The organism is Polynucleobacter sp. AP-Feld-500C-C5, from assembly GCF_018882265.1.
GTDB lineage: Bacteria > Pseudomonadota > Gammaproteobacteria > Burkholderiales > Burkholderiaceae > Polynucleobacter.
This window is the reverse complement of the sequence record NZ_JACVOW010000019.1, coordinates 20,801-45,315: the sequence shown is the minus strand read 5'-3', so window position 1 is coordinate 45,315 and position 24,515 is coordinate 20,801. Positions and strand designations below refer to the sequence as shown.

Genomic DNA, 24,515 nt, shown 5'->3' with positions numbered 1-24,515 from the left:
TTGAGTATTACACCGCTACAGTATCAGCAACGTCGCTAAATGACTTAATCTTATCAAAGCTCATATATTTATAAACATCGCCAGCCTTAGCATCAAGCGCTTTTACTTGTTCCAAGTATTCAGCAGGAGTGGGTAAGCGACCCAAGAGGGCGGCTACAGATGCTAATTCGGCAGATGCCAAATACACACGGGTATCAATACCTAAGCGATTAGGGAAGTTGCGGGTAGAAGTTGATACCGCTGTAGAACCCTTACGAATCTGCGCTTGATTGCCCATGCACAATGAACAACCTGGGCTCTCCATGCGTGCACCAGCCGCGCCCAGCATGCCGTAATAGCCTTCTTCCATCAAGATCATCGCATCCATCTTGGTAGGAGGTGCTACCCATAAACGGGTTGGCATATCTTTCTTGCCTTGTAATACCTGTCCAGCAGCGCGGAAGTGGCCAATGTTTGTCATGCATGAGCCAATGAAGACTTCATCAATCTTATCGCCAGCAACTTCAGATAATATTTTCACATCATCTGGGTCGTTAGGGCAGGCAAGGATAGGCTCTTTGATTTCATCGATATTGATTTCGATGATCTCGGCATAGTCTGCATTCGCATCAGCTTTCAGTAATTGTGGATTTGCAATCCAAGCTTTCATGGCTTTAATACGACGTCCAAGAGTACGCTTGTCTTCATAACCATTGGCAATCATCCACTTCATCAAAGTGATGTTGGACTGCATGTACTCAATGATAGGTTCTTTATTCAGGTGAACGGTGCAGCCGCCAGCAGAGCGTTCAGCAGAAGCATCAGACAATTCAAAGGCTTGCTCCACTTTCAGATCAGGTAAGCCTTCGATTTCTAAAATGCGACCAGAGAAAATATTCTTCTTACCTTGCTTCTCAACTGTCAGCAAACCCTTTTTGATTGCGTACAAAGGGATTGCATTTACTAAGTCACGCAAGGTGATACCAGGTTGCATCTTGCCTTTAAAACGCACCAATACCGACTCAGGCATATCTAATGGCATGACGCCAGTAGCAGCTGCAAAGGCAACTAAGCCTGATCCAGCAGGAAAGGAAATGCCGATTGGGAAACGGGTGTGGCTATCGCCACCAGTACCGCAAGTATCGGGAAGGAGTAAACGGTTTAACCAACTGTGAATCACACCGTCACCTGGGCGTAATGCAACGCCACCACGATTTGTCATGAATGGTGGTAATTCGTGTTGTGTACGAATATCCACTGGCTTTGGATAAGCGGAGGTGTGACAAAAAGACTGCATGACCAAATCAGAAGAGAAACCCAAGCAAGCCAAGTCTTTTAATTCATCACGCGTCATCGGACCGGTGGTGTCTTGTGAGCCAACAGTGGTCATACGTGGTTCGCAATAGGTTCCAGGACGAACGCCTTGACCTTCTGGTAAGCCACAGGCACGACCCACCATCTTTTGGGCCAAGCTGAAACCTTTGTTGTTATCAGGCGGACTCACTGGGAGGCGGAATTCAGTGGAAGCAGGTAAACCCAATGCCGCGCGAGCTTTAGCTGTCAAGCCTCTACCAACGATCAATGGAATACGTCCACCCGCACGGACTTCATCCAAAATTACTGGGGATTTAAGGGCAAAAGTAGTGATCTCTTGACCGTTCTTAAATACTTTGCCTTCGTAAGGGCGGAGTTCAATCTCATCACCCATATTCATTTGCGATACATCCAATTCGATTGGGAGTGCGCCAGAATCTTCCATGGTATTAAAGAAGATTGGAGCAATGTTGCCACCCAAACAAACGCCACCAAAGCGCTTGTTTGGTACGAATGGAATATCCTGACCAGTCCACCAAAGAACAGAGTTAGTTGCAGACTTACGTGATGAGCCAGTACCCACCACATCACCAACATAAGCAATTTGATTGCCTTTTTTCTGGAGGGTGGCGATTTGCTTCATCGGGCCGCGAACACCAGATTCATCAGGCTCGATACCTGGACGTGGGTTCTTTAGCATGATCGTTGCATGCAAGGGGATATCTGGACGACTCCATGCATCAGGCGCAGGAGAGAGATCGTCAGTATTGGTCTCACCAGTGACTTTGAATACTGTGAGCTTCAGGCTTTCTGGAACAGCAGGGCGACTCGTAAACCACTCTGCATCAGCCCAGCTTTTCATTACTGTTTTAGCGTTAGCGTTACCTTTTTCGGCTAGCTCATGCACGTCATTGAAATAATCAAACATCAAAAGTGTTTTCTTGAGGGCTTCGGCGGCAGCTGTACCGCATTCGGCATCCGTCAACAACTCTACCAATGGTTTGATGTTGTAGCCACCAAGCATGGTGCCCAACAATTCAGTTGCTTTGACACGCGAAATCAAAGGAGACTTTTCTGTTCCTTTAGCAACGGTATCTAAAAATTCTGCTTTGACCTTAGCGGCATCATCAACCCCTGCTGGAACGCGATTGGTAATAAGCTCTATTAGTTCAGCCTCTTTACCTGCAGGAGGACTTTTGAGTAGCTTTACTAATTCAGCAGTTTGATCCTTGGTCAGGGGAAGAGCTGGAATCCCAAGAGCTGCTCTTTCAGCAACTTGTGCGTTATAGGCTTCTAACATTGTGTTTCCTATGAGGTAAAAGTAATCAATAGAAAGGCCAAAAGGGCATTTTCACCCGAATCTTTCAATTATAGTGACTAATTCAAGTCTTATATAAGAGTTTAAACCCTATTGATCATCAAAACCGACCGTTTTGACCAAAACTAGATCACTTGCTCTTCTTTCAGAGCCCAAACTAGAGCAACAACCCAACCAATGAGTGACCATCCTAAAAACAGGTTTAAGGCAAATATGGCCCCTGTGTTGGCCCGTTTCTTATTAAAAGCGATGGCAAAAGGCAAAAAGTACAAAAGGGATAGCAGGGTCATTAGGACCGAAAATAGAAGACGCATGGCGCTTATCTTTCACGAATCCAAGTCTGGGTTCTGCCCAGCAAGGGAATTCCAATGTAGGCGCGCAGATCTAACTTGGTCCCTTGGTCCTTAAGCTTCATCTCAGCGCGGTAAATTTCACCATCGTCTGGGTCCAATATATGACCGCCAGAATAGGAATCTCCCGTCTTTTTTAGGCCAGATAGAATTTCCATCCCAATGACTGCTTTGCCTTTACGGTAATCAATGCATTTTTCGCAGGTAGGGAGCGCACTTGGATCTAGTAATTTGGTAACCACCCCTGAAAATAGGCCATTCTTCTCGGTGATGAGGACAATAGCTGCCGGCTGATTGGTGTCATCGTCAAAAGTCTTCCAAGACCCTGCAATCGAGTCTGTTGTCTGAGATGAGATGACATTGACCCCTAGACACAAAATACTTGCGGCAAAGAGGAAAAATAGAGGTTTTTTCATAGATTTTTTCAATATAACCTTCTTTAGATTTCTGTAAAAGAGGATTGCTATCGTTATAATTACTTTTTCCAACAGAGCTTAAGCGATGACTAAATACGTTTTTGTCACTGGTGGTGTGGTTTCTTCTCTAGGGAAAGGAATCGCAGCTGCCTCGCTTGCCGCGATTCTTGAATCCCGCGGCCTGAAAGTCACCCTCCTAAAATTAGACCCTTATATCAACGTTGATCCTGGCACGATGAGTCCTCTCCAGCATGGTGAGGTTTTCGTGACTGAAGATGGCGCAGAGACTGATTTGGATTTGGGTCACTATGAGCGTTTCGTATCGGCAAAGATGCGTAAAAGCAATAATTTCACTACTGGTCAGATTTATGAGTCAGTAATCAGTAAAGAGCGTCGCGGCGAATACCTTGGCAAAACAGTTCAGGTTATTCCGCACATTACAAATGAAATTCAAGCTTTTGTAGAGCGTGGCGCTAAAGCAAGTCACGATGGCAAAGCGGATATTGCTATTTGTGAAATTGGCGGTACTGTGGGTGATATTGAATCACTTCCTTTTTTAGAGGCTGCGCGGCAGATGAGCCTGCGTTTGCCGACTCATAGTTGCGCATTTGTGCATTTAACTTTGGTGCCCTACATTAGCAGTGCGGGTGAGTTAAAAACCAAGCCCACTCAACACTCGGTTCAAAAATTACGTGAGATAGGCATCATGCCAACGGTATTACTTTGCCGTGCTGATCGACCTATTCCAGATGATGAGCGTGCCAAGATTTCTTTATTTTCGAATGTGCGCGAAGAAGCAGTGATCTCGGTATGGGATGTCGACACGATCTATAAGATTCCAGAAATGCTTCATGCCCAAGGTATGGATGATTTGATTTGTCGTGAATTACAAATTGATGCAAAACCAGCCAATCTGGCTGTGTGGGCTAAATTGGTTTATGAGTTGGCCAATCCCAAGCATGAAGTGACTATCGGCATGGTTGGTAAATATGTAGAGCTAACTGAATCCTATAAATCTCTCATCGAGGCTTTACGCCATGCAGGTATTCATACGCATACTCGCGTGAACATTAATTACATCGACTCCGAAGTGATTGAAAAAGATGGGGTTGACTGCCTTAAAAAGCTTGATGCAATTTTGGTTCCAGGCGGCTTTGGCAAGCGTGGTACAGAAGGAAAAATCGCTGCAATCCGTTATGCCCGAGAAAACCATGTCCCTTATTTAGGTATTTGCTTGGGTATGCAATTGGCCGTGATTGAGTTTGCGCGTCACGTGGCAAACATTACGAAAGCCAATAGTACTGAATTTGACCCCGACACGGATAGCCCTGTTGTTGCTCTCATTACTGAGTGGCTGGATAGAGAAGGGCGTGTTGAGAAGCGCACCAACGATTCTGATCTTGGTGGTTCCATGCGTCTTGGTTCACAACGTTGTCCAGTAAAAGCGGATACCTTAGCGCATCGCATCTATGGCGCGGAGGTCAATGAGCGTCATCGCCATCGCTATGAAGTAAACAATATCTATGTACCAAAACTTGAGCAGTCGGGTTTGATTATTTCTGCGCGTACTCCAAACGAGTCTCTGCCAGAAATGATGGAGCTTCCAGAATCCATGCATCCCTGGTTCTTTGGCGTGCAATTTCACCCAGAATTCACCTCGACGCCGCGGGATGGTCACCCTTTGTTCTCAGCGTTCATCAATGCCGCGCTTGCGCATCAAGATGCTGCATTAAAACAAGTTGCCTAAGAGGAAACGATGAGCAAATTTAAGCTTTGTGGTTTCGACGTTGGTCTAGAGCATCGATTCTTTCTGATCGCAGGCCCTTGTGTCATTGAGTCTGAACAATCGGCCATCGATATCGCTGGTCAATTAAAAGAAATTACCGCTACTTTAAAGATCCCATTTATTTACAAGTCTTCCTTTGATAAAGCCAATCGCTCATCAGGAACTTCATTCCGTGGCCTAGGTATGGAAAAGGGTCTTGAGATATTGGCGAAGGTAAAAAAGGAAATTGGCGTTCCGGTACTAACAGATGTGCACGATATTAGTGAAATTGCAGCGGTAGCTCAAGTGGTCGATGTCTTGCAAACACCAGCATTCCTGTGCAGACAGACTGACTTTATTCGCGCTTGCGCCCAAAGTGGTAAGCCAGTGAATTTCAAAAAAGGGCAATTTCTTTCTCCCCATGAGATGCTCAATGTCATTGAAAAAGCCAGAGCGGCGGCAGCTGAGAGTAATCTGCCGGATCAATTTATGGTCTGTGAACGCGGCGCTTCTTTTGGTTATAACAATCTAGTTTCCGATATGCGTAGCCTTGCCATCCTGCGCGAGTCCCATGCGCCCGTGGTATTTGATGCGACTCACTCGGTGCAGTTACCAGGTGGCCAAGGAAATTTTAGTGGTGGTCAGCGTGAATTTGTTCCCGTGTTGGCACGTGCCGCCATAGCCGTTGGCATTAGCGGCCTCTTCATGGAAACCCATCCAGATCCTGCAAAGGCATTATCTGATGGGCCTAACGCTGTGCCACTGAATCGTATGAAAGAATTATTAGAGTCACTAGTGGCAATCGATACAGTGGTTAAATCTAGCGGCTCTTTTTTAGAGAATAGTTTTCAGTAATTAAGTAATTTTTAATACGCCCCATTTCAAATTGTTTTAAGGAGAAGGTGCATGAGCGCCATTGTTGACATCATCGGTAGAGAAGTTCTGGATTCACGCGGTAACCCAACAGTAGAGTGCGATGTATTACTCGAGTCTGGTGTAATGGGTCGTGCAGCAGTTCCATCTGGAGCATCCACGGGTTCACGTGAAGCTATTGAACTACGTGATGGTGATATGTCACGTTACTTAGGCAAAGGCGTTCTTAAAGCCGTTCAAAATATCAATGTTGAGATTGCTGAAACTATTCTTGGTTTAGATGCTAGCGAACAAGCCTTCCTAGATCACACCCTGATTGATTTGGATGGTACTCATAACAAAGCTCGGCTTGGTGCTAATGCAACGCTGGCTGTTTCTATGGCAGTAGCTAGAGCTGCCGCTGAAGAAGCAGGTTTACCTTTATATCGTTACTTTGGCGGCTCTGGTGGTATGCAATTACCTGTGCCGATGATGAACATTGTGAATGGTGGTGCGCACGCCAATAACAGCTTAGACATCCAAGAATTTATGGTGATGCCGGTAGGCGCAGAAAACTTCCGTGATGCCCTACGCTGCGGCGCTGAAATTTTCCATGAGCTTAAAAAGATTATTGGTGCTCAAGGCATGCCGACAACAGTTGGCGATGAGGGGGGCTTTGCACCGAATTTCAAGAGCAATCAAGAGTGCTTGCAAACTATCATGAAGGCTATTGAGGGTGCCGGCTACCAAGCTGGTGAAGATGTTCTCTTGGCTTTGGATTGCGCCGCTAGTGAGTTTTATAAAGACGGTAATTACCATTTATCTGGTGAGGGCCTGCAACTAAGCTCAAGCGAGTTCTCAGACTACCTAGGCAATTTAGCGGACCAGTTCCCAATTGTCTCCATTGAAGATGGCATGCATGAGAGTGATTGGGATGGCTGGGCTGATATTACCCAGAAGTTGGGCAAAAAGATTCAGTTAGTAGGCGATGATCTCTTCGTAACTAACACCCGCATCCTCAAAGAAGGTATTGAAAAGGGAATCGCTAATTCGATTTTGATCAAAATTAATCAAATTGGCACCTTGACTGAGACCTTCGCTGCTATTGAGATGGCTAAGCGCGCTAATTACACCGCTGTGATTTCTCATCGATCAGGTGAAACTGAAGACAGCACGATTGCCGATATCGCTGTTGGTACTAATGCTGGACAGATTAAGACGGGTTCCTTGTCACGCTCAGACCGGATTGCTAAGTACAACCAACTATTGCGCATTGAAGAAGATTTGGGTGATGTAGCAAGCTACCCTGGGAAGTCTGTGTTCTACAACTTGAAACGCTAAGCATTCAGTTTTTATGCGCATTGTTATCTACTCGATGCTGGTATTGCTGATTGCAATTCAGTACCCACTTTGGTTGGGAAAGGGTGGATGGTTAAAGGTTTACGAGATGGAAAAACAAGTAGAGCTTCAAGAGGCTAAAAATAGCCTCTTGGCTTTGCGTAATGCAAAGCTTGCAGGCGATGTCAAAGATTTAAAAGATGGAACCCGTGCCATTGAGGAGCGCGCTCGGGTTGAGCATGGTCTTATTAAAGATGGTGAGTTTTTTGTGCAAATTCTGCCTGCTGATAAGTCTTCAGGTACTCAAGTTACCAAGCAATAAGATTTCAATGGCCGCTTGAGGGCGGTCTGGTGGCGTCACTCAACAAATCTGTTTTAAATACTTGCAGACAATCTACCGCATCAAAACGGTAAGGTTTTGCACAGAAGTCACAGATGGTTTCTACAGAGCCTTGTTCTGCCAAGATGCTTTGCACTTCCTCTTCACCCAACATTCTCAAGATATCAGCCACTTTTGTACGAGAGCAACGGCACGCAAAGCGAATAGGGCGTGCGGGAAAGCTCCTGACGCCATTCTCTGCAGACTCTTCAAGGAATAAGCGTCTCAAGATGGTTTCTGGAGGAAGAGTCAATAGTTCTTCATCAGTAATTGTTTCGCCTAAAGTTTGGATGCGTGACCAGCCTTCTGCAGCGACCTGAGGATCTAAGTGAATATGGCCCCCAGAGTTTGGAAGACGTTGTAATAAAAGACCGCCAATATGACTTTCATTCGAGGCCAGCCAAATACGGGTATCTAACTGTTCAGAATTTTGCATATATAGCGCTATTGCTTCAGCTGCGCTAGCAACAGGCTGAAGTACTTCGCCCTGATACTCTTGAAGGGCGACTATGCCTTGATAAGGCGCTTGGCCAGGCTCACGGTCTGCAGGATCTAGAGTGATCACAAGCCTGCCTGAATTACCGGCATCTAGTAATTCTCCCAAGCTTGCGCCTTCGGGTATTTCGGAGGGATCAACTGATAGTTTTACAGTGGCACGCATTGAGAGGTCGGATTTACATTCGACCACGAGTAGCTGAATAGGGCCCTTACTTTGAGCCTGGATGATGAGGGTGCCATCAAACTTTAAACTGGCACTCTGGAGTGTTGCAGCACCAACGAAGTCTCCGAGGATGCGACGTACCGCCGGAGGGTCGTTACGACGCTCCAAAACTGCCTGCCAGGCAGTGCCGATAGAGACAATTTCCCCGCGAACTGGGGCACCATCACACATAAATACAAGCAATTCATTCATAGATCAAAGTATCCATGTTTTTTGATTTGGGTGCCCATTTGGCCGACCTGAGATAATACTCACTATGCATATTCGTACACGATTCGCCCCCAGTCCCACGGGCTTCATTCATTTGGGAAATCTTCGCAGCGCACTCTATCCTTGGGCTTTTGCGCGTCACAATCAAGGCGATTTCATTCTTCGCATTGAAGATACGGATGTTGAGCGCTCCACGCAAGAGGCCGTAGACGTCATCATTGAAGGTATGGCGTGGTTAGGCATGGATATCGACGAAGGTCCTATCTATCAAATGCAGCGTATTGATCGTTATCGTGAAGTGATTAAGCAAATGGTGGCATCTGGATTGGCATATCCCTGCTATATGAGTGAGGATGAACTCAACAAACTCCGTGACCAGCAGATGGCTAATAAAGAAAAGCCGCGTTATAACGGATTGTGGCGACCAGAGCCAGGCAAAACTTTGCCGGCCATTCCGGAAGGTGTTCTACCGGTGATTCGTTTTAAAAACCCGCTTGGTGGATCTGTAATTTGGGATGATGCCGTCAAAGGTCAAATTGAAATTTCGAACGACGAGTTAGATGACCTAGTCATTGCGAGGCCGGATGGCACTCCCACCTATAACTTCTGCGTAGTGGTGGATGACTTGGATATGAAGATTACTCACGTCATACGCGGTGATGATCATGTGAACAATACGCCACGCCAAATCAATATCATGAAAGCTCTCGGCGGGACTCCGCCTGTCTATGCCCATTTACCCACAGTCTTAAACGACTCTGGTGAAAAGATGAGCAAACGCAATGGCGCCATGAGTGTGCGGGATTATCAAAAAGCAGGGTATCTACCGGACGCTATCTTGAACTACTTGGCGCGTTTGGGCTGGTCACATGGTGATGCAGAGGTATTTACTAAGGAGCAATTTGTCAATTGGTTTGACCTTGATAGTCTGGGTCGCTCACCAGCTCAACATAACCCTGAAAAGCTCCTTTGGCTTAACCATCAATATATTCAAAATACAGATCCAGCTAGCTTGGCACTAGCAACGAAGCTTTTTGCTCATGAACTAGGTATCGATACTGAAAGTGGTCCGAACTTTATTCAAGTGGTTGCTTTATTAAAGGATCGCGCCAATACCTTGATTGAGATTGCGGAAGGAGCAAAATTATTTTATCTGCCAGCGCCGCAACTCAATGCGCAACAAATTGCAGAGAATATTCCTCAATCTGTAGTTCCTGCATTAAAAGATTTGATTGAAGCCATTCAAAATGTAGAGCCAAGTAAAGAAGCTTATAGCGCTGCATTCAAACAAGTCCTAGCAAAGCATCAACTCAAAATGCCAGCCTTAGCAATGCCTGTTCGTTATGCATTATTTGCAACTACTCAGACTCCAGCCATTGATTCTGTATTAGTCGTTTTAGGTAAAGAAGAGGCTGTAAATCGGCTCTCGAAGGTCGTCCTGTAGACAATTTGCGTGCTTACGCAAAAATAGGCTAAAATCTTGGATTGTTTTGATTGTCTTGTGGTTTTATTGCGAGATTTCGGGGGTATAGCTCAGCTGGGAGAGCGCTTGCATGGCATGCAAGAGGTCAGCGGTTCGATCCCGCTTATCTCCACCAAAAATTCAAGACATTTGTAGTTTGTAGTAGTCCAGGTCCCCATCGTCTAGAGGCCTAGGACATCACCCTTTCACGGTGAGTACGGGGGTTCGAATCCCCCTGGGGACGCCAGATCTTTTTGGTAGTAGTTTTTTTGATTCACTTGTTGTAATTTGGAGCGGTAGTTCAGTTGGTTAGAATATCTGCCTGTCACGCAGAGGGTCGCGGGTTCGAGTCCCGTCCGTTCCGCCAAATTCATTAAAAAAGCCCTTGTTGAAAGGGCTTTTTTATTTTTCCATAATTGTTTAGGGCATTACTGGCTAGTAGGAGAAGTGCCGAGATAATTGCCACCATCAGTAGGTCCTCCAGCATTACCAGGTTGAATGGAAGATTTGCTGCCTTCGGCATGACTAATGACTTGCTGATTATTCGAAGATAGGACGTTACTCCTCGCGACTGATGTACTAGCGCCACTACTTGTGCTAGCTGAGGTCTTACTCGAAGTAGGTGTGGTACCTGTAACACCATTGCTGCTCTTCGAAGCAGACAATGTTGATGTTGTTGGATTAGCTTTAGTTGATGCAGTAATCGCTGCAGCTTTAGAGGCCGCTGCAGTTGCTGCAGCTTTAGAGGCAGCTGCAGTTGCTGCAGCTTTAGAAGCCGCTGCAGTTGCTTGCTGCTGCGCTTGAGTTTGCGCTGCGTAAACAGGTATTGATAACGTAAGTAAGGTTGAGATTAATACAAAAGCTGGTAAAGATTTCTTGATGATCTTCATAGTGACCTCTAGTCGGACTTAATATAAATTGGGGTTTTCAAAGTTCCCACTTAATCTTTGCAACAGTATCAGAGTTTTTGCGTGAACAGTGCGGGCATCTATCAATTCGTATTCCACATCTCGAAATTTTAATAATCCCTGAAGGCCTGAGTTTTGTAATAATTTTGCTTGATTGTAGGCGCTTGTCGCAGTTTCAAGACGTTCCCGAGCAGACTGATATTGTAAGTAAGTTTGATTAATTTCAGTAACAATTTTTGATTTTGCAGCTCTTAAATTTACTTCTTGCTCTGTCACGCTATTTGAGGCCGAGATTACGTCAGAATTATTTAACATGCCATTACCCAGAGGAATAGAGAGTAAAAAGCTTAATGATTTTTGAGCTCCATAGCCAACTCCACTTGAAGTGTATGGGGGTGTTTCGGTGTAATAAATCCCCGGCAAGAAATCTGTATTTTTGCTAGCCCTCACAACTTCTAAATTAGCGTTAGCAGATTCAACAAAGGCTTTATTAGAAATGATCTCTACTCTGTTGTTTTGTGCCTGCTCAACGAGTTCCTCAACTTTAAATTTTTGTGGTGCTATGTTGAGCGTGCCTAAGGGAAGAGGCAACTGCTGATCTTGCGCTCCAAGTAACCCTAATAAACCATATGAGTAGTATTTCAAATCATTAGCAAGAACTTTTTGAGCTGCTTGGAATTCCGCTTTTTGAGCTGTTATATCTGAAGACTTTATGGTGCCTAGCTTATCAAGGGCAAATTGATAGGACTGCCATAGTAATTTTGTTCTTAGCGCATCGATATAGTTAAAAATTGCTTGAGTTTCAAGAGTCCTAGTTTCAACAACCGTCTCTGCTAACAGTCGGTTTGCTTCGGCTTGAGCATAAGCCTCACGGGCAGAACGCTTACCCCAACCCTCTACAGTAACTGTAGCCCCAAAAGTATTCGATGACGGATTGGTATAGCCAGTATAGGGCGCCTGAGTATAAATACTACCGCGTGCATAAGTTAGGATAGGACTTAAATTCGGCATTCCAGCTTGTTTGGCAGTGGATAACGCAGAATCTGTATTTAATTTCTTTACTTTTAAGGAAGCATTTTTTTCATTAAGTTCACTAAGGTAAGCACTTAATGGAATAGCTTGATAGTTCGTATCGGATGACTTGAAAGGAGGGAGTGTTTGTCCATAAGAGAAATGGGACAGAAGGCAGGTTGAAACAAAAATCCCACCAAATACCAATTTTATCTTAATAAGCTTAGCCTTCATGTCGATTTTTAATGATGAGAATGGGGGATTCAAGATCGTAATGATTAAGCGCTTCTTCCTTTTGGATAGATAGCCCAATAAATTTAATGACTTCGTTGGCTACGACTTCCCGTTCATTATCCACAGTAATCATATGGTATGAGTTACCCAACCAGATTACTCGACAGGTTTCAGAGGCAATTTTGCTTATTAAGAAGTCAGGATTTTTAGGTGAAGCAGTTTCATCATCAATAGCATGGATGATTAACACGTCTGATGTAATGTCTTCGAGATTTTTTTTCGTAGCTGCAACTAATTGCAAGGACTGATAGAGGTGTTTTGCCGGAAGATGAGCTGCTCCTAGCTCGCTTACAGAATTAGCCATAACGGCTTTTCGAATGTGTCGGCGTAAATCTTTATTTTTAACGCCAAATGGTTCAGATTCCTTGTAATGCCAATTTCGAACTCCTAATTTATATATAAAGGATAAAAACGGGTAGTACCAGGGCACAGACCAGCCATCAAAAAAAATGACTGTGGAAAGCAGCGAAAGGCATTTTATATTTGCATTTCTTTCAGAAACCGCTAGGGCAAGGGTAGCCCCCATGCTTAACCCAACAAGTGATACTGATTTGTAGCTAGAATTTAAATCATAAACAAGCTGATCTACCGTTTCAATCCATTCTTGATAGTCTTTTAAACCAGTGTGTGCAGAGTAGCCGGGTATTCTTGGGATTACGTAGGAGTGGTCAGATTGACGTAAGAGTCTAGGAATAACACCCATCTCCAATTCAGAACCACAAAGACCAGGTAAAAGAATCACTACGTGACCTGAATTACCTTGATAGAATGTTTCGTAACGATCTTGCTGATCTATTGGGACTGTCATTGGGTGTTTCGGGTACCTATATATATAACGTCATTATTACTCATGAAAATACAAAATTCGAAGCGTTGGGCAAGAAATGGGCCTCAAGCCTATTTTTTGGCTGTATTTGGAGTGTTTGTGGCTTTTTCCATACGCTATAGCTTGCATACATTTTTACAGGCCAATCTCCCGATGACCTTTTTTATTCTGAATACGATCTTGACAGCACTTTTTTTTGGTTTTCTGCCAAGTGTCGTAACAATTATTCTTTCTATTCCCTTAGCCTTTTTTTTCTTCGTTCCACCTTTTGACTCATTTGATATGCCAACACCCCAGGATTCTTTTGTATTTATCTCTTACATCTTGATAGCTTTTATTGCCGTTGGAATTGTTGAGTGGTTACAAAGAGAGCGATATAAGGCGATATTATTAACCCGCGTAAGTTACAGTAATTTTCAGCTTTTAAGCGATGCCAGTAGAAGCTTGAAAAATGCAATGAACCTCATTTCAAAAGATAAAGAAACTCAAAATAAGCTTTGAAGATCACTCTTGGCACTCACTAGGCCATAAATAGGTGACTTTTATGCTGCAATGTGTCAGAATCGAAGGATGTACAAGATATTGGCCATATTTCTTAGTTTTGCGACACTGCCTGCAGGCGCTGCCGGCTTGGGTTTTAATCCTTTTGAAAAAGCTTCACCTACATCTCCAGGTGGCGCTCAAAGTGGCCGTCCAGCCAACCCATCTGCTGCACCGGCTCCAAAACCTCCTTCACCATTAGTTGTGCCACAGCCAAAGCCGGTAACTCCTCCAGTAAATAACACCGTGCCACAACAATCTAAAAAATAACATTTATTTTTTAGATTTGTCGGCATTTAAATTGGTAGATGGTTTTACTGCTGTTATGTAAAGCGGCTCTACTGCAGGCATGAGTTCTGACAGTTGCTCAATTCTGGTTTCACCAGAAGGGTGGGTCGACAAAAACTCTGGCGTACCTTTACCTTGAGTTGCCTTATTCATCTTTTGCCAAACACTAATGGCAGCTTGTGGTTTAAAGCCAGCTCTAGCAGCCAGTTCCAGTCCAATTGCATCCGCCTCTGATTCGTTTTGTCTAGAGTTAGGTAATATCAAAATATATTGAGCCGCTTGATTGGCTGCGCTAATCGCTGAACCATAAGCTCCTGCCGCAGCCATAGCAATATTAGTAACAGCGCTCTGAGCCATGGCCTGTGATAAACGTTCTCGACCATGTTCACGCAAGGCATGGGCAATTTCATGGCCCATGATGGCCGCAATCTCATCATCAGTCAGATTCAGTTGTTCAATTAAGCCCGTATAAAAGGTGATCTTTCCGCCCGGTGCGCAAGTAGCATTCAGAATCGGCGCATTGATTAAAACCAATTGCCAATTCCACTGGCGGGTATCGTCACGAAAGACTCCCGTTTGAGAAATTAATCGGTTGGAAATTGCCTTAAGCCTATCGTATTCAGGGCCAGACGTAAGCAGAATATTTTTTTCTTTGGCTTTTTGATTCTGCTCGTTGTAACTAACAGCAGACAAACGATCCACTTCAGAAGCAGATACTACTAAAAACTGAGACCGGTTTACACCTACCGCTCCTGACCTGGTGGTATTAGCACAGGCCAAGAGGAGTGAGATAAGCGCAAGAGTAGTAAGTACCTTAAAACAAACTGCCGTTAGTTGCATCTACAGGTCTTATTTTTTTGGAGAGGTAATTGAGGCAGCCATGGCATCGTAATAAATGACTTTAACTTGCTCGCCAACATTCACATCAGCTAAAAGAGCGGGGTTCTTGACCATCACGGTAGTGATCTTGCCGCTAGGGCCCTTAACAGAAACCAATTTCTTATCACGATTGACTTCGACTATATCGGCAATGATGGTGGTTTTGTTGGAAATGGTTTCGGTAGGCTTTTCATTGCCTTTAGAGGTTGTTACTGTATTAGTTTCAACTTTGCTACGAACGCCATCACTCTTGGTTTTAATCAATTCGATAGCTACTGCTAATTGATAGGTAACGCTGAGACGATCCCCTTTTTTGATTTGATCAAAATTGGTGATTTCAGAGCCGGCAACAAATTTTGATTCTCCTTCTTTATTTTTGAAGGTGATAGTGCGCGTCTTTTTGTCTACTTTTAAAACATTACCTTCATAGAGTAGGTAGCTGTTATCCACTACTGCGGCATCGATTACCATGGGCTGATTAGCAGATGAAGGAGAACTACCGGCTTGAGCAAAAGCAGTGCCTAAGCCTGCAAGGCTGACTGCAAGAGCCAGGGAGATTTGGATAAATTGAGTATTCATTGTTTTTCTTATGGGATAGCGTTTAATTTCAATATTAGCCTACTTTCATTAACTATTAAGCTCTAATCAAGCCCTATTGCATTTCGGGAAGAAAATTGGCTTCTTTGTTAAGATTCGTTATCAGTTCTTCATTCTTCTAAAGGTTTGCGATGCCACAATTTGCTGCTAACTTAACCATGCTATTTAATGAGGTACCATTTTTAGAGCGCTTCGAAAGAGCCAGTAAAGCCGGATTTAATGCGGTTGAGTTCCTTTTCCCTTACGCCTATTCTGCTGCAGAGATCAAACAACAATTAGATCAACACCAACTGACATTAGTGCTGCATAACCTGCCAGCTGGAGATTGGGATGCAGGAGAGCGAGGCATTGCGTGTCATCCTGATCGCGTAGAAGAATTCCGCCAGGGTGTTGCTAAAGCCATTGAATACGCCAGAGTATTAGGAGTTCAACAACTGAATTGTTTAGCTGGGAAGACCCCTGTGGGAGTCGATCCAAAACTTCTTCATGCAACCTTAGTAGAAAATCTTCGCTATGCTGCAGCGGAGCTCAAAAAAGCAAATCTTCGTTTATTGATCGAACCAATTAATACCTTTGATATTCCTAGATTCTTTTTAAATACTACCAAACAGGCTGCAGATATTTTGGCTGAAGTTGCTGCCGATAACCTCTTCATTCAATACGATATCTATCATGCACAGCGCATGGAAGGTGAGCTAGCAAATACCATTGAAAAAAATCTTTCCAAAATTGGCCATATTCAACTAGCTGACAATCCTGGTCGCAATGAGCCTGGCACTGGAGAAATCAATTACCCATACTTGTTCAAGTTCCTTGACCGAATTGGCTATCATGCTTGGATAGGTTGTGAATACAAACCTGCCACCAATACTGAAGCGGGTCTTGGCTGGATGAAGCATCTCAATTCATAAAAAACGATTTATAACGGAGACTCTATGAGCAATCAATTGAAATTAGGATTTGTTGGTTTAGGTATTATGGGTGCCCCTATGGCTGGGCATCTTGTGAATGCAGGACATCAGGTATTTATTAATACTCGCACCAAGGTTCCTGCCGATCTTGCTAGCTCTAAAGCCATTCAGTGCAAAAGCCCTAAAGAGGTTGCTGAGAGTGCAGACATCATCTTTACGATGGTTCCCGACACTCCAGATGTTGAGAAAGTCCTATTTGGCGAGAACGGAATCGCCTCTGGATTATCCAAAGGCAAAGTTGTTGTCGATATGAGCTCTATTTCGCCAATCGCAACGAAAGAGTTTGCTAAAAAGATTAATGCCTTGGATTGTGACTACCTGGATGCCCCGGTATCTGGTGGCGAGGTTGGCGCTAAGAATGCCACTTTATCCATCATGGTTGGTGGTGATGAGTCTGTATTTAACAAGGTAAAGCCGATTATGGATTTAATGGGCAAGAACATTAACTTAGTTGGCGCTAATGGTGACGGTCAAACTGCTAAGGTAGCTAATCAAATCATTGTTGCCCTCAATATTGAAGCTGTTGCTGAGGCACTATTGTTTGCATCTAAAGCAGGTGCTGATCCCGCTAAAGTTCGCCAAGCATTGATGGGCGGCTTTGCGAGTTCAAAGATTCTTGAAGTGCACGGCGAACGTATGGTCAAGCGTACTTTTGACCCTGGATTCAGAATCGAGTTACATCAAAAAGATTTAAACCTAGCGCTCAATAGTGCTCGCGCTCTTGGAGTTTCTTTACCTAATACCGCGACTGCGCAAGAATTATTCAATGCTTGTGCGGCTCATGGTGGCAAAGCCTGGGATCACTCAGCGATGGTCAAAGCCTTAGAGAAATTAGCAAACTTTGAAGTAGGGCAAAAGTCTTAATTTGCATGTCTTCAACCCTGCTGGTTTACCTTCACGGATTTCGCTCTTCTCCTCGATCTAATAAGGCGGTGATGACGGGCGAAGCTGTGAGGGCTCTAGCCACTAAAGCAAATCCATATGAATGGTATTGCCCTCAGTTGCTGGCCTCTCCGAAGGAAAGCATGGAGATGGTGATTTCCCACATTGATCAATCTATGGCTGATCGTGTTGTTGTGGTTGGTTCATCTCTGGGCGGTTTTTACGCCAACTATCTTGCAGAGAAGTATGGCTGCAAAGCGATCGCCTTGAATCCTGCGGTACATGCAGCACGTGAGCTTGCACCACATGTAGGGATGATGACTGCATATGATAGCGATGAACCTTTTGATTTTCGTCCAGAATATATCGACGAACTCAAGGCGCTACAGGTTGAGAAAATTTCTGATCCATCCCGTTATTTTCTAATAGCGGCTAAGGGTGACGAGCTTTTAGACTGGCATGAAATGGTAGACTTCTATCCAGGTGCCCAGCAACTTGTTTTGGAGGGTAGCGATCATGGAATTGCAGACTATGCCGATCACCTGCCCAAAGTTCTTCAGTTCATTTCCACCAAATAAGCCCTTTTATTGATTGCTTGCAGCTTCTTCTGTAAGATGATCTAAACGATCGTAGCTACTTGCTGCGACCTAGAAAGGAGAGTTTGTGCTGAGCATCTTGAAATTGGACGCAGGTGGAATTCCCCAGGGTTGGGTTAACGCTGAGGATGCAACAAAGCACTACGCCGACAGTAGTGTCTTATGGACCCTCGGTGATCCCATTATGAGAATGCGCGGTGGCATTTCTCGCGCAAGCGGCTTGCAGTCAGTGATAGAACTTCACTCCATCATCGCCATCAAAGGAACATCAAAGATTAATTTATTTGATGTTGTTCCAGTGATTACTAAGCACAAATTATTCAAGCGTGATCGAGGCTTATGCGCCTATTGTGGTGTTGCAATTCATGAGAATCACGCTGAGGCAGAGCACATCATTCCCAATAGTCGGGGTGGTAAATATTCTTGGATGAATTTAGTCATATCCTGTCGCCCTTGTAACCAACGCAAAGGTAACCGTACGCCAGAACAAGCGGGCATGGGTCTGCTTTATACCCCCTATATGCCTAGTCTCTATGAGGACATGATCCTTAAAGGCCGTAATATTTTGGCTGATCAAATGGACTTTCTGGCAGCCAATCTCCCTAAAAATAGCCGCTTGCTAGAGGGCTTCTCCTGAGACATGGTTTAGTGCCACAAAGTTTTAGCCCAAAAATCCGCACACACTCGTTGCGGATTATTTTCTTTGCGATTCTGCTTTCCTTAATAGGGCATCTACTGCTTTTTTTCGGTATGCCGTTTATTTCATTCGGAAACCCCCCAGAGATTGCTGAAGATCTCATCATTAATACCGAGCTTAAGCTTGAACCTCCCAAAAAAATTCAAATGGTTAAGGCGCCGAAGAACAGGGTTGCTAAAGATAACTCATCAATGAGCCCGCTCGATAGCAACAGTGCAGATGCAGGAGAGCAGGGTGGAAGCTCTAATCAAACGGGCGTTGCTTTCAAATTGCCAGGATCAGGTATTCTCTACTACGACGCTTATGTGGATGGTCAGCAATATCAAACAGCAGAAATTGATTGGATTGTGGAAGGTAACTCCTATCGACTCTATATCAATATTCCTTATGCCTTTGTTGGCCCCTTTGTTTTTGAATCTAGAGGTTCGGTCGATGCGTATGGGATTGCGCCCGCGATTTATTGGACGCAGCGGGGAACCAAGCCACCACGTTATTCACGCTTTGATCGTGATGAAAAGGGAGGGGGGCAAATGTACTTCTCAGAAAAGCCTGAATTTACCCCTACTATTGTTCCTGGCACCCAAGATCGTTTTAGCCTGATGTTTCAATTGGCTTCACTTTTAAATGGCGATAGCAAAATAGATGAAGCTGGTAGCATTCGCTCGATACCTGTGATTGATTACAACACCCTAGAAAATTGGCAGTTTAAGAGTTATGGAGAGGCTCTCAATGCTGATATCCCTAGCCTTGGAAATACAGTCAATCGGCGTTACGCCTTGATGCAACGAGAAAAAGACCCATACAAGCGTCAGGTAGATATATGGCTGGCAAAGGACTTGGAGTGGCTCCCCGGCAGAATTCGCTCACTGGAAGCCAATGGCCGAGTATTAGAGCTGGTATTTAAGCAAAAGAACCCGATTTCAGAAGGTAAATCGCTCTAATCGTTAGGATCCTGGCTTTGTACTCTGATTTTGGCCGTTGTGTCCCAATAAGGCGCCCATCATCGTGTACAAAGCTGCCCCTGACATGGATACGGCAAAGATCCCTGAGAAAGAGATGATGATAGGCAATATGCGCCATTGCTCAGATAATTTGTAATCTCCATAACCGACGGTTGTATACATTTCACCTGCAAAGTAAAAGGTCTGGGGATTGGTCGGGAATACCTTTAAGGCTACACAGATATAAGCCCAAACTACGATTTCGCTTAGATGAATGGCGATGACCAATAATATGGCTATGAAGTAAGACAAAAAGCTGGCGCCAAAGATTCTGCGTTTTGTCATGACATCATCAATCCAGTGAAAAGCTCCAGCAATGCCGAGAACAGCTACTGAATGAACAGCCAGCATCAAACAGGCAGATACAACCATAATCCAAATTTGACCATTGCCCATATCAGCATTGATCTCGCCAAAAAGAGTTGTAAAGCTGGGTAGGTCGGTATTGTTAAATAGATTGATCATGTTAGTTTAGTTTGAATTTCCTACAGAAATATCTTATTTGACATAATAATGATTATACGCAAATATGTTAAATCAAGAAGCGGCTGACCGGACCTTGGCGGGCCCTGGATATGGCTCCTTATAAAGGCGCTGCCAGCGTGATTTGAGCCCATCCGCTATCCAAGGCTTCTGGTAAATCTCCGCAATATCTATGGCTGAAAAACCATTCAAATTACGCATGCGTAGGTCAGCGCCTTTATCAAGCAGCAATTTGATTAGCTCCTCATTGCCTGCTTGAGTGGCCATCATCAATGGTGTGGTGCCATTCGGAGCTCTAGAATCGATCATCGCTCCGTTGGCGATTAAAAATTGAGCCACATTCAATTGACCCTTTGCACAAGCATAATGCAACGGTGTCCAGCCAATATGATCAATTTTGGCCTTATTTTGCAGCACTAAAGTCTTAACCACTGGTAAATCACCTTCTATAGAGGCCAACATGAGGGGCGTTTCACCAAAAGAATTGGATAGATCTACATCTGTTTTCTTATCTTTGAGTAAAAAATCAATCACTTTTGCGGATTTATCTCGAATGGCGATGACGAGCATTGGATCGCCTTTAGAATCGACTGCATTTGGACTCACACCAGCCGCAATGAGTGCTTTCACCTCTGAGATGTCATCAAATTTGGCTGCTTTAGTGAAATTGGCAATTTGCGCTTCACTTTGCCCATAAGAGTTGATTGATGCACTCAAAATAGCTAATAAAGCTAATGATTTAAAAGTAAACTTTGACATTAATTAGCCACTCTATCTATCTGAAAACATTGATAAAAATTATCACTTGTACTACTAGCAAGCTTCTCTATGGGGACGCCCTTAAGATTGGCAATAAATTCACCAACTTTAGATACCCAAGCAGGTTCATTAGTCTTGCCACGATAAGGAATTGGAGCTAAATAAGGCGAGTCTGTTTCTATGAGCATGCGCTCTAAAGGAACCTGTTTACAAGTCTCTTGCAGGTCTTTAGCACTCTTAAAGGTGACAATGCCCGAGAAGGAGATATAAAAGCCCATATCCATCGCTTTCCGGGCCACCTCTAAGCTTTCGGTGAAACAATGCATCACTCCACCAATCCCATCAGCACCCTCATCCTTCAGAATATTGATGGTGTCTTCGGAGGCAGAACGTGTATGAATAATTAACGGTTTCTTGGCTGAAAGTGCGGCCCTAATGTGGGTTCTAAAGCGCTCTCTTTGCCACTCCATCGATTCATAGCTACGCTCGCCCATGCGGTAGTAATCCAAGCCAGTTTCACCAATGGCAATTATTTTGGCTTGCTGTTTAGCTGTTTCAACCAAAAATTCGACGCTTGGCTCGGGGGTATCCTCATAGTCGGGATGAACACCGACGGAAGCATATAAATGCGGGTGATCCTGAGCAAGCTTCAAAACATTCGGAAAATCTGGCAAATCAACTGAAACACAGAGCGCATGACTGACTTTAGCTGCCTTCATATTTGCTAAGACTTCCGGCAAGCGGGCTTGAAACTCCGGGAAATCCAGATGGCAGTGTGAGTCGATAAACATACCTACATTTTAGTCTGCCTGAGAACCCTAACCTTCAAAGACTTGCTGATATTGAGAAAGTAATGCTTCTAGTTGAATGCGGCTGGCGAGAGGATGATTTTCTGAACGACAAGCTTGCACTAGCGATTTCCAAAACTGATGGAGTTTGAGGCTTCTGGCGCTTTGCGCCAGACCCTTCAGAGTTACAAGATGTTTGGGGTAATAACGAGGACTTCCACCCTGTGAAACCAACTGGAGATCTGAAACCCAACGTTGCATAGTAGCTAGTAAAAATGAATATTGCGCTTTATGAATCTTTTCAGCTGTTTCTAGCCAGGCAATCCGACCGCCCTGTGTCATCGATTGCAATAAAATACGAGAAGCCGCAATGGCGATAGTTAGCTCATCTTTATCGTCTTGATGATGACGAGCGATTAAGGAATCCAACACAGAATAGGGTGCCCCGCCCTGCTCGTCATAGATCGTTTCGATATCCCCATCAATGACTTTAAACCCTGCGATCTGTGGTAGCTGATCTTTTAGCCATGCCAAGCCCTCGCTGCGATTTGGGCGAGGTGCTGTCAACAATCGACAGCGTGATCGTATGGTTGGTAAGACTCGATCAACACGATCCGCTAATAAGATAAAAATAGTATTGGCCGGAGGCTCTTCTAGTGATTTCAATAGAGTATTAGCTGAATCAGAGCGCAGCATTTCAAGTGGGTAAATTAAGATGATGCGATTGCCACCCCGATGCGAGCCTATTGAAAGACTTTCGATCGCACTACGGGTTTCTTCAATCGAGATATTTTTCTTTTCTTTTTTCTCGGCTGGTTCACTATCAGAATCGTCGCGAGCAACTTTGCCTTTTTTTGTTACTTCATCTGCCTCATAATCAGCTTGGGGCAAAAGTTTGCGGTGGGTTTCCGGTACCAAAGCAATAAAGTCAGGGTGGTTGCCAGTATTAAACCAATGACATGCTTCACATTGATTACAGGGCTTGCTCGATCCTGGACTGGATTCGCACAGCAAAGCTTTTGCTAATTCAACTGCAAAAGCAAATTTACCAATACCTGATTGACCATGTAACAAAATCGCATTGGGAAATTGCTGAAAGTCTAATCCTTCCCATAAGGGTTGCAGCCATGGTGCAACCTTACTATGTTGCTTCGCCGGAAACATCAAGTCATTCATTTAGAAGTTAATCTTGAGAGCTTGTAAGCCATTCCAAATAGCCTCTGGCGTTTGGGTCGCATCAACTAAGTGAAAGCGCTGAGGATCTTCTTTAGCCCGTCGCAGATATTCTTGGCGTACTTTTTCAAAGAAATTCAGATCCATTTTTTCAAACTTATCCGGCGCCCTTACTTTAGAGCGACGCGCCTCTGCCACTTCGCCAGGTAAATCAAACAAGATGGTTAAATTGGGTTGAAGTAATGCACCGTCTTCACGACCTTGTACCCATCGTTCCAGGTCATTTAATTTCGCGATGCTAAGACCTCGGCCGCCGCCTTGATAAGCAAAACTTGCATCGGTGAAGCGATCTGAAATCACAATCTTTCCGGCCGCTAGTGCCGGCTCAATCACTTGCGCTAAATGCTCTCGGCGGGCTGCAAACATTAAGAGCGCCTCAGTTTCTAGATTCATCGGTGCATCCAATAGGAGTCCACGCAATTGCTCGCCTAAGGGGGTTCCACCTGGTTCACGAGTCACCACCACTTCATGATTTGGGTAGCACTCTTGCATCAGCTTGCAGAATGCATCGATATGCGTACTCTTACCAGCACCATCAATACCTTCAAAGCTAATGAAATATCCAGGAAAATTTGCAGTCATATTATTTCGATTTGGGGGCGAGTTTGCGCTGATAGCGATCAACGGCAGATTCATGTTCGCCTAAGGTTTGTGAAAAATGACTCGTTCCATCCCCCTTGGATACAAAATACAGGGCCTTGCTTTGAGCAGGTCGAACAGCTGCTATCAACGATTCTTTGCTGGGCATAGCGATAGGCGTAGGCGGCAATCCTTTGTTCATATAGGTATTGTAGGGACTATCTTTGCGCAGGTCTGTCTTACGCAAGTTGCCATCGAATCCTTTGCCAATGCCATAAATCACTGTAGGGTCAGTCTGCAGCTTCATGCCTTGATTGAGTCGATTCAGAAACACTGCCGCTACTAAGCCTCGGTCACTAGATCGGCCTGTTTCTTTCTCAATAATCGAGGACAAAATCAAGAGTTCATAAGGCGTTTTGAGAGGGGAGCTGGGATCTTTTTGATCCCAAGCTTGTAAAAGTTGTTTTTGCATTGCCACAGAAGCGCGCCGGTAGATATTGATATCGGGTTCATCGGGATCAAATACATACGTATCCGGAAAGAAGATGCCTTCATCGCCAGGATAAGTAAGATTCAGGCTTTGCAATAAAGCTTTTGAGTTAATGCCTTTGGTTTGATGTATCAATGCTGGGTGAGAATCAACTAGAGCGCGAAGTTGCCATATAGTCATGCCAGGAATAATGGCGATACTTTCCCGCACTCGATCACCGCGCGCAATCTGTAACAATATTTTTCCAAGGCTCGCCCCTGTCGGCAATAGATAAGTTCCTGGCTTTAATTTTGAACCAACAAATAATGCGCGGGCACTGACTTGAAATGGCAGCACAGGGGTTGATAGACCCTGCTCTTGCAATTGTTGAGCAATACTGCCCAAGCTAGATTGCGGAGAAATTTTGACTTTATAAAGCAATGCCTCTTGAGTATTGGTCTGGCTTGGCACAACAGGCCATAAAAAAATCCCACCATAAATAAATACCAGGGCACCTATCAATAGCAGCAGGTAGGATCGTAAGCGACGACCCCAAGTCTTTTTCTGGCTAAAAAAGGATCTTCCCTGAATTTTTCTGCGCATCAGGCTA

At 44.4% G+C, this 24,515-nt stretch carries 27 protein-coding genes and 3 tRNA genes; 15 read left to right on the top strand and 15 right to left on the bottom strand.

Going from position 1 to position 24,515, the window contains the following annotated elements; translation table 11 throughout:
* Positions 1-7 precede the first annotated feature (7 nt).
* The 3 genes from ICN21_RS01990 to ICN21_RS01980 form a co-directional block, all read right to left on the bottom strand.
* The gene (locus tag ICN21_RS01990) at positions 8-2,593 is read right to left on the bottom strand and encodes a bifunctional aconitate hydratase 2/2-methylisocitrate dehydratase (protein ID WP_216176382.1); all 2,586 of its coding nucleotides are present in this window, start codon (positions 2,591-2,593) and stop codon (positions 8-10) included.
* A 143-nt stretch (positions 2,594-2,736) separates the two neighbouring features.
* Complete coding sequence (locus ICN21_RS01985) at positions 2,737-2,901, bottom strand: superinfection immunity protein (protein WP_255534183.1); 165 nt, start codon at positions 2,899-2,901, stop codon at positions 2,737-2,739.
* A 29-nt stretch (positions 2,902-2,930) separates the two neighbouring features.
* Positions 2,931-3,377, bottom strand: a complete 447-nt coding sequence (locus tag ICN21_RS01980) for a DUF2147 domain-containing protein (RefSeq protein ID WP_216176378.1) — start codon at positions 3,375-3,377, stop codon at positions 2,931-2,933.
* 85 nt (positions 3,378-3,462) lie between these two features.
* On the opposite strand from ICN21_RS01980, the gene ICN21_RS01975 reads away from it, so the two are divergent.
* Genes ICN21_RS01975 through ftsB form a run of 4 tightly spaced genes read left to right on the top strand, consistent with a single transcriptional unit; the run spans position 3,463 to position 7,654 of the window.
* The gene (locus ICN21_RS01975; RefSeq protein WP_215297167.1) at positions 3,463-5,124 is read left to right on the top strand and encodes a CTP synthase; all 1,662 of its coding nucleotides are present in this window, start codon (positions 3,463-3,465) and stop codon (positions 5,122-5,124) included.
* A gap of 9 nt (positions 5,125-5,133) precedes the next feature.
* Positions 5,134-5,997 carry a 3-deoxy-8-phosphooctulonate synthase gene (gene kdsA / locus ICN21_RS01970; RefSeq protein ID WP_216176376.1) on the top strand — a complete coding sequence of 288 codons (864 nt, stop codon included), beginning with the start codon at positions 5,134-5,136 and terminating at the stop codon, positions 5,995-5,997.
* Positions 5,998-6,048: 51 nt separating this feature from the next.
* On the top strand, positions 6,049-7,335 hold the full coding sequence (gene eno, locus ICN21_RS01965; RefSeq protein WP_216176374.1) for a phosphopyruvate hydratase: 1,287 nt from the start codon (positions 6,049-6,051) through the stop codon (positions 7,333-7,335).
* Positions 7,336-7,348: 13 nt separating this feature from the next.
* A complete protein-coding gene (gene ftsB / locus ICN21_RS01960; protein WP_215297162.1) occupies positions 7,349-7,654 on the top strand; it encodes a cell division protein FtsB in 306 nt (101 codons plus the stop codon).
* Between the two features lie 4 nt (positions 7,655-7,658).
* Here the strand turns inward: ftsB and ICN21_RS01955 are convergent, their stop codons facing one another.
* Complete coding sequence (locus tag ICN21_RS01955; RefSeq protein ID WP_216176371.1) at positions 7,659-8,624, bottom strand: Hsp33 family molecular chaperone HslO; 966 nt, start codon at positions 8,622-8,624, stop codon at positions 7,659-7,661.
* 64 nt (positions 8,625-8,688) lie between these two features.
* On the opposite strand from ICN21_RS01955, the gene gltX reads away from it, so the two are divergent.
* The 4 genes from gltX (at position 8,689) to ICN21_RS01935 (ending at position 10,471) form a co-directional block, all read left to right on the top strand.
* Positions 8,689-10,086: a glutamate--tRNA ligase gene (gene gltX / locus ICN21_RS01950; RefSeq protein WP_216176370.1), complete on the top strand. Its 1,398-nt coding sequence runs from the start codon at positions 8,689-8,691 to the stop codon at positions 10,084-10,086.
* Positions 10,087-10,164: 78 nt separating this feature from the next.
* A tRNA-Ala gene (locus ICN21_RS01945) sits at positions 10,165-10,240 on the top strand.
* 35 nt (positions 10,241-10,275) lie between these two features.
* Positions 10,276-10,351, top strand: a tRNA-Glu gene (locus tag ICN21_RS01940).
* Positions 10,352-10,394: 43 nt separating this feature from the next.
* Positions 10,395-10,471, top strand: a tRNA-Asp gene (locus ICN21_RS01935).
* Between the two features lie 61 nt (positions 10,472-10,532).
* Here the strand turns inward: ICN21_RS01935 and ICN21_RS01930 are convergent.
* The 3 genes from ICN21_RS01930 to ICN21_RS01920 are packed head-to-tail and all read right to left on the bottom strand — an operon-like array spanning position 10,533 to position 13,125.
* On the bottom strand, positions 10,533-10,994 hold the full coding sequence (locus ICN21_RS01930) for a hypothetical protein (RefSeq protein ID WP_216176368.1): 462 nt from the start codon (positions 10,992-10,994) through the stop codon (positions 10,533-10,535).
* 18 nt (positions 10,995-11,012) lie between these two features.
* On the bottom strand, positions 11,013-12,257 hold the full coding sequence (locus ICN21_RS01925; protein WP_216176365.1) for a TolC family protein: 1,245 nt from the start codon (positions 12,255-12,257) through the stop codon (positions 11,013-11,015).
* On the bottom strand, positions 12,247-13,125 hold the full coding sequence (locus tag ICN21_RS01920) for a carboxylesterase (protein ID WP_216176363.1): 879 nt from the start codon (positions 13,123-13,125) through the stop codon (positions 12,247-12,249). The genes ICN21_RS01925 and ICN21_RS01920 overlap by 11 nt, the downstream gene beginning before the upstream one ends.
* Positions 13,126-13,167: 42 nt before the next feature.
* Between ICN21_RS01920 and ICN21_RS01915 the strand changes: the two genes are divergently transcribed.
* Together ICN21_RS01915 and ICN21_RS01910 are read left to right on the top strand one after the other, a co-directional pair.
* Positions 13,168-13,644: a DUF4118 domain-containing protein gene (locus ICN21_RS01915; protein ID WP_216176362.1), complete on the top strand. Its 477-nt coding sequence runs from the start codon at positions 13,168-13,170 to the stop codon at positions 13,642-13,644.
* Positions 13,645-13,713: 69 nt separating this feature from the next.
* Positions 13,714-13,953 (top strand): hypothetical protein, encoded by a 240-nt coding sequence (locus tag ICN21_RS01910; RefSeq protein WP_215320653.1) that lies wholly within the window; start codon positions 13,714-13,716, stop codon positions 13,951-13,953.
* Positions 13,954-13,956: 3 nt separating this feature from the next.
* On the opposite strand, the gene ICN21_RS01905 is transcribed toward ICN21_RS01910, so the two are convergent.
* On the bottom strand, positions 13,957-14,811 hold the full coding sequence (locus ICN21_RS01905) for a M48 family metallopeptidase (protein WP_216176360.1): 855 nt from the start codon (positions 14,809-14,811) through the stop codon (positions 13,957-13,959).
* 9 nt (positions 14,812-14,820) lie between these two features.
* A complete protein-coding gene (locus tag ICN21_RS01900) occupies positions 14,821-15,429 on the bottom strand; it encodes a hypothetical protein (protein ID WP_216176358.1) in 609 nt (202 codons plus the stop codon).
* Between the two features lie 149 nt (positions 15,430-15,578).
* Here ICN21_RS01900 and hyi point away from each other — a divergent pair, with 149 nt between their 5' ends.
* The 5 genes from hyi (at position 15,579) to ICN21_RS01875 (ending at position 19,534) form a co-directional block, all read left to right on the top strand.
* On the top strand, positions 15,579-16,358 hold the full coding sequence (hyi, locus tag ICN21_RS01895; RefSeq protein WP_216176356.1) for a hydroxypyruvate isomerase: 780 nt from the start codon (positions 15,579-15,581) through the stop codon (positions 16,356-16,358).
* Between the two features lie 24 nt (positions 16,359-16,382).
* Positions 16,383-17,282, top strand: coding sequence for a 2-hydroxy-3-oxopropionate reductase (gene glxR, locus ICN21_RS01890; RefSeq protein WP_216176354.1), 900 nt, complete (start codon positions 16,383-16,385; stop codon positions 17,280-17,282).
* Between the two features lie 5 nt (positions 17,283-17,287).
* The gene (locus ICN21_RS01885; protein WP_216176352.1) at positions 17,288-17,878 is read left to right on the top strand and encodes a YqiA/YcfP family alpha/beta fold hydrolase; all 591 of its coding nucleotides are present in this window, start codon (positions 17,288-17,290) and stop codon (positions 17,876-17,878) included.
* Positions 17,879-17,963: 85 nt separating this feature from the next.
* Positions 17,964-18,533 carry an HNH endonuclease gene (locus ICN21_RS01880; protein WP_370624037.1) on the top strand — a complete coding sequence of 190 codons (570 nt, stop codon included), beginning with the start codon at positions 17,964-17,966 and terminating at the stop codon, positions 18,531-18,533.
* Between the two features lie 113 nt (positions 18,534-18,646).
* The gene (locus ICN21_RS01875) at positions 18,647-19,534 is read left to right on the top strand and encodes a DUF3108 domain-containing protein (RefSeq protein WP_216176350.1); all 888 of its coding nucleotides are present in this window, start codon (positions 18,647-18,649) and stop codon (positions 19,532-19,534) included.
* A gap of 3 nt (positions 19,535-19,537) precedes the next feature.
* Here ICN21_RS01875 and ICN21_RS01870 read toward each other — a convergent pair whose 3' ends face one another.
* The 6 genes from ICN21_RS01870 to mltG all read right to left on the bottom strand — a co-directional run bounded on the left by ICN21_RS01870 (position 19,538) and on the right by mltG (position 24,508).
* Positions 19,538-20,059, bottom strand: coding sequence for an ion channel (locus tag ICN21_RS01870; protein ID WP_216176348.1), 522 nt, complete (start codon positions 20,057-20,059; stop codon positions 19,538-19,540).
* Positions 20,060-20,131: 72 nt separating this feature from the next.
* Positions 20,132-20,836, bottom strand: coding sequence for an ankyrin repeat domain-containing protein (locus ICN21_RS01865; RefSeq protein WP_216176347.1), 705 nt, complete (start codon positions 20,834-20,836; stop codon positions 20,132-20,134).
* Positions 20,836-21,627: a TatD family hydrolase gene (locus ICN21_RS01860; RefSeq protein ID WP_216176345.1), complete on the bottom strand. Its 792-nt coding sequence runs from the start codon at positions 21,625-21,627 to the stop codon at positions 20,836-20,838. Before ICN21_RS01860 ends, ICN21_RS01865 begins: the two co-directional genes overlap by 1 nt.
* Before the next feature lie 27 nt (positions 21,628-21,654).
* Entirely contained in the window at positions 21,655-22,800 is a 1,146-nt protein-coding gene (locus ICN21_RS01855; protein ID WP_255534169.1) for a DNA polymerase III subunit delta', read from the bottom strand.
* The gene (tmk, locus tag ICN21_RS01850; RefSeq protein ID WP_216176343.1) at positions 22,801-23,439 is read right to left on the bottom strand and encodes a dTMP kinase; all 639 of its coding nucleotides are present in this window, start codon (positions 23,437-23,439) and stop codon (positions 22,801-22,803) included. It lies immediately after the preceding gene.
* Between the two features lies 1 nt (position 23,440).
* Positions 23,441-24,508, bottom strand: a complete 1,068-nt coding sequence (gene mltG, locus ICN21_RS01845) for an endolytic transglycosylase MltG (protein WP_216176341.1) — start codon at positions 24,506-24,508, stop codon at positions 23,441-23,443.
* Between the last annotated feature and the right edge of the window lie 7 nt (positions 24,509-24,515).

Excerpts from the sequence above, each read along its gene's own strand:
- ICN21_RS01930 (WP_216176368.1), bottom strand. The coding sequence starts at position 10,994 with ATGAAGATCATCAAGAAATCTTTACCAGCTTTTGTATTAATCTCAACC.
- ICN21_RS01885 (WP_216176352.1), top strand. The coding sequence starts at position 17,288 with ATGTCTTCAACCCTGCTGGTTTACCTTCACGGATTTCGCTCTTCTCCT.
- ICN21_RS01860 (WP_216176345.1), bottom strand. The coding sequence starts at position 21,627 with ATGTTTATCGACTCACACTGCCATCTGGATTTCCCGGAGTTTCAAGCC.
- ICN21_RS01980 (WP_216176378.1), bottom strand. The coding sequence starts at position 3,377 with ATGAAAAAACCTCTATTTTTCCTCTTTGCCGCAAGTATTTTGTGTCTA.
- kdsA (WP_216176376.1), top strand. The coding sequence starts at position 5,134 with ATGAGCAAATTTAAGCTTTGTGGTTTCGACGTTGGTCTAGAGCATCGA.
- ICN21_RS01985 (WP_255534183.1), bottom strand. The coding sequence starts at position 2,901 with ATGACCCTGCTATCCCTTTTGTACTTTTTGCCTTTTGCCATCGCTTTT.
- glxR (WP_216176354.1), top strand. The coding sequence starts at position 16,383 with ATGAGCAATCAATTGAAATTAGGATTTGTTGGTTTAGGTATTATGGGT.
- hyi (WP_216176356.1), top strand. The coding sequence starts at position 15,579 with ATGCCACAATTTGCTGCTAACTTAACCATGCTATTTAATGAGGTACCA.
- ICN21_RS01920 (WP_216176363.1), bottom strand. The coding sequence starts at position 13,125 with ATGACAGTCCCAATAGATCAGCAAGATCGTTACGAAACATTCTATCAA.
- ICN21_RS01925 (WP_216176365.1), bottom strand. The coding sequence starts at position 12,257 with ATGAAGGCTAAGCTTATTAAGATAAAATTGGTATTTGGTGGGATTTTT.
- ICN21_RS01855 (WP_255534169.1), bottom strand. The coding sequence starts at position 22,800 with ATGAATGACTTGATGTTTCCGGCGAAGCAACATAGTAAGGTTGCACCA.
- ICN21_RS01975 (WP_215297167.1), top strand. The coding sequence starts at position 3,463 with ATGACTAAATACGTTTTTGTCACTGGTGGTGTGGTTTCTTCTCTAGGG.
- ICN21_RS01915 (WP_216176362.1), top strand. The coding sequence starts at position 13,168 with ATGAAAATACAAAATTCGAAGCGTTGGGCAAGAAATGGGCCTCAAGCC.
- ftsB (WP_215297162.1), top strand. The coding sequence starts at position 7,349 with ATGCGCATTGTTATCTACTCGATGCTGGTATTGCTGATTGCAATTCAG.
- ICN21_RS01910 (WP_215320653.1), top strand. The coding sequence starts at position 13,714 with ATGTACAAGATATTGGCCATATTTCTTAGTTTTGCGACACTGCCTGCA.
- ICN21_RS01870 (WP_216176348.1), bottom strand. The coding sequence starts at position 20,059 with ATGATCAATCTATTTAACAATACCGACCTACCCAGCTTTACAACTCTT.
- gltX (WP_216176370.1), top strand. The coding sequence starts at position 8,689 with ATGCATATTCGTACACGATTCGCCCCCAGTCCCACGGGCTTCATTCAT.
- ICN21_RS01865 (WP_216176347.1), bottom strand. The coding sequence starts at position 20,836 with ATGTCAAAGTTTACTTTTAAATCATTAGCTTTATTAGCTATTTTGAGT.
- ICN21_RS01955 (WP_216176371.1), bottom strand. The coding sequence starts at position 8,624 with ATGAATGAATTGCTTGTATTTATGTGTGATGGTGCCCCAGTTCGCGGG.
- ICN21_RS01900 (WP_216176358.1), bottom strand. The coding sequence starts at position 15,429 with ATGAATACTCAATTTATCCAAATCTCCCTGGCTCTTGCAGTCAGCCTT.
- ICN21_RS01990 (WP_216176382.1), bottom strand. The coding sequence starts at position 2,593 with ATGTTAGAAGCCTATAACGCACAAGTTGCTGAAAGAGCAGCTCTTGGG.
- mltG (WP_216176341.1), bottom strand. The coding sequence starts at position 24,508 with ATGCGCAGAAAAATTCAGGGAAGATCCTTTTTTAGCCAGAAAAAGACT.
- ICN21_RS01905 (WP_216176360.1), bottom strand. The coding sequence starts at position 14,811 with ATGCAACTAACGGCAGTTTGTTTTAAGGTACTTACTACTCTTGCGCTT.
- ICN21_RS01875 (WP_216176350.1), top strand. The coding sequence starts at position 18,647 with ATGCCGTTTATTTCATTCGGAAACCCCCCAGAGATTGCTGAAGATCTC.
- eno (WP_216176374.1), top strand. The coding sequence starts at position 6,049 with ATGAGCGCCATTGTTGACATCATCGGTAGAGAAGTTCTGGATTCACGC.
- tmk (WP_216176343.1), bottom strand. The coding sequence starts at position 23,439 with ATGACTGCAAATTTTCCTGGATATTTCATTAGCTTTGAAGGTATTGAT.